This is a genomic window from Streptosporangium sp. G11 (genome assembly GCF_051192615.1).
Classification (GTDB): Bacteria; Actinomycetota; Actinomycetes; order Streptosporangiales; family Streptosporangiaceae; genus Streptosporangium.
The window spans coordinates 1-2,872 of the sequence record NZ_JBPJUQ010000227.1 but is presented as its reverse complement, the minus strand read 5'-3'; the positions used below and the strand labels follow the sequence as shown (position 1 = coordinate 2,872).

Below are 2,872 nucleotides of genomic sequence, written 5' to 3'. Positions count from 1 at the left end.
AACGGACGAGACCACCCCAACCTGGCGAGGCACTTACTAGAACATAAGGAGCAATCTACTCAAATCAAATGCCCTCTCAGTCCAGAGGGAGCGTCTCCTCGTCACGCTCGGCGGAGTAGTAGAAACGGGCGACACCATCACGCTGTTCGCGGTGGTCCAGGATCCAGTGGGTTTTCTCGGCGACTTTTACGTGATCAAGCCGTGCTCGAAGTGAGTAAGAACGAGGGCGGCCTTGGCGACGTCGCCGACTCGGCTGGGGCTGAGTGACACATGTTGAAGGATGCGCCACCGTTGTTCGAGGAGCGCGAAAACACGTTCTCCCAGACAGCGCAGAGAACGGAGAAGGGCGTTTCTGGTACGGATGTCAACGTCCAGTTCCCGCCGAATCTGTGGGAGCCGGGAGGTGAAATTCCTCCCGGCGACCCGGCCATTACTTCAGGGTTGCTGCGCGGTCTCGCCCACGAGCACCCATGATCACAGCAGCGAACCGCCTGATCAACTCATGCGATCAACACACAGCCGGACCACCTTGGCAGTCACCATAGACGGGGTTCCAGATCCTGCGGCCATCGTGCTGCCCCATCCAGCTATCAACGCCCGCCTCGACATAAACCGCACCTCCGCGCCCGATCTCCACAGTGAAATTGAAGTCCGTGCTTGATCCCGGGCCTCGCCCGCAGGCATCGCGTGTTTCACGTGCGAAACGCTCTCCCTTATGGTCATACTCGTTGGGCGGATGAGTGTAGACATTAAAACTTGCTCGTGCACAGCCAGTGTTGTGACTCTTAACCGAACCTCTAATGTTGACCGAACGTTCATAAAAGGTGATGGTCCCATAGCCGGATGACAATCCATCCTCGGGAACAAAGTCGAACCGATGCGTACTGGATGCGTTTGCAGGCGCCGCAGTCAAAAGCCCGATGAACAACGTGCACACCGCTGCGATGCTAGCAATCCTGGCAGTTCTGAACATGCAAGAAATCCTCTCAGATGAATAGCGAAACTTGGAGCGGTGCTGCTCTCCGAGCTCGGCCTCAAATCCGAACCGGCCAGTCCGTGATGATCGAGCTGCGACTGGCGTCCACGACACCTATGGCGAGCCGGGGCAACCGCAGCCGTACCCCTCATGGGCTCAGGACGTCACGGTGACGGCGTAGAAGAGCTTTTGCGCGTAGTAGATTGACGTGAACCACTCTATGCATCCGACGCCGGTGCCGCTGTGGATGCCCGCGGCACGGACACCGCTCGTCAATTGCCTGTAGACAGCACCGCCGGAGTCTCCTCCGCTGGTGCAGGAGTTGCCGGTGCCGTTGGTCTCGACAACCGGAGACATAACCTGGCCGTTGGAGTATCTCACCGACGTGAAGTTGTTGGTCACGTAATATCCGCACGTGGTCCCGGATTGTGCCCCGCTGATGCACAATGACTCGCCCATGGCCGGCGGGCTGGTCATCGTATCGGTGACGGCCTGCGACGCCGTCGTGTACACACCCCCGGAGTAAATTCGTCCTTCGATGCCGTTCACCCTGATCACGGAGATGTCGCCATATTTGGTGCTGCCGATGTCGCAGCTGTTTCCCGTGGATGCGCACAGCGAGTTCTGGTAGCCCTTGCTCGTGCCGATGAAGTTGTTCCAGCTATCGCGGGCCGTGTTCATCGTCGCCGCGTTCTGGGCATCGGGGCTGTTGCAGTGGCCCGCGGTCACCAGGAAGTGCTTCGAACTATCCGGGCGCTTCATCGCGAATGCCGTGGAGCAGCGCCGACTGCCAGCGTAGGGCGCTGCCCATGCCGATCCGCCCCAGTACGGATATCGGTCCCGATATCGGTCAGGTCCGTCATCGGCCTGGGGCGCTTGGGGTGCCTGCCGGACCGTCACCGCGTCGCCGTAGTCGGCCGCCAGTGCGGCCCTGGCATCGTCGGTGATCGTCGTCAGTCCGACCACGACCGTGTTGTGCTCCCAGTCGAGTCCCGTGGTCACGATGGGGACCGAGGCGACGGTGCCACGCGAGATGATCGCGTCGGATAACCGGGCGAGGTCCGCGAAGCTGCGAGCGGCCTCTACCACTGGTCCGGTGGAGCCGAGCGCGGATCGGGCGCTTGCCCGCGTCTGTTCTGACGCGCCAGGTGGGACGGCGGCGACCACTCGGCCGCTGGTCTTGTCGTACCAGACGCCGGCCCATTGGACAGGGTTGTCGAACATCAACCGGTTGATGGCCTCGATTTCCTTGACAGCCGATTCCGGCGGCCTCGCCGGAATCGCCGTGTCGGTCAGCGCAGCGAGCGGGCGATCGACCGCGCTTGCGGCACTGGCAGGACTCAGGGACATCGCTGTCACGGCGACAGCCGATGTGAGCAGCGCGAACGCGTGCTGTTTCCCTGCGCGATGCGTGATCAACATGTGCTCCTCTGGTGGGATTCCTGGCTTCAGGACAGGGATCAACGACCCCTTGGTCGGAGTTGTGGCAGGGGTGGCGAACCTGGGTTGCTGAGGGGTTCGGCGACTGCCCGTCCATGAGGGCTCTGACGTCGCCATGGAGATCTACTCAGATACGGATCAGACCGTAATTACCTCATTGATCTATGTCAATCGCTACGGTCGGGTGGCGTTAAGCATCGCGTAAGACGCCGCGTGACCTGCGGCTTGCCGTGAGATGTGACCAGATGTGCGCCGTTTCGGGAGCCTTCTGCGGCTTCTTTCACGGTGGTTGCCTCAGGTTAGCTGCATGGCCGCGAGGCGGTGAGGATTGGCAGCAAGCTGTGGGGCGATGGCAGGTTCCTGCACTATGGCTAACTTCAGAGGGCATTTGATTTGAGTAGATTGCTCCTTATGTTCTAGTAAGTGCCTCGCCAGGTTGGGGTGGTCTCGTCCGTT

Annotated in this window: 4 protein-coding genes; 1 reads left to right on the top strand and 3 read right to left on the bottom strand. The window is 60.8% G+C overall.

Features of this window, described 5'->3' with window-relative positions; translation table 11 throughout:
• Window positions 1–186: 186 nt before the first annotated feature.
• Entirely contained in the window at window positions 187–324 is a 138-nt protein-coding gene (locus ACSDR0_RS50010; RefSeq protein WP_435296029.1) for a hypothetical protein, read from the bottom strand.
• On the opposite strand from ACSDR0_RS50010, the gene ACSDR0_RS50005 reads away from it, so the two are divergent.
• Window positions 271–474, top strand: a complete 204-nt coding sequence (locus ACSDR0_RS50005; protein WP_435296028.1) for a hypothetical protein — start codon at window positions 271–273, stop codon at window positions 472–474. The two genes, ACSDR0_RS50010 and ACSDR0_RS50005, sit on opposite strands and share 54 nt — an antisense overlap.
• A gap of 34 nt (window positions 475–508) precedes the next feature.
• On the opposite strand, the gene ACSDR0_RS50000 is transcribed toward ACSDR0_RS50005, so the two are convergent.
• Both ACSDR0_RS50000 and ACSDR0_RS49995 read right to left on the bottom strand, forming a co-directional pair.
• Window positions 509–973 (bottom strand): hypothetical protein, encoded by a 465-nt coding sequence (locus ACSDR0_RS50000; RefSeq protein ID WP_435296027.1) that lies wholly within the window; start codon window positions 971–973, stop codon window positions 509–511.
• Between the two features lie 159 nt (window positions 974–1,132).
• A complete protein-coding gene (locus tag ACSDR0_RS49995; RefSeq protein WP_435296026.1) occupies window positions 1,133–2,398 on the bottom strand; it encodes a S1 family peptidase in 1,266 nt (421 codons plus the stop codon).
• Window positions 2,399–2,872 lie beyond the last annotated feature (474 nt).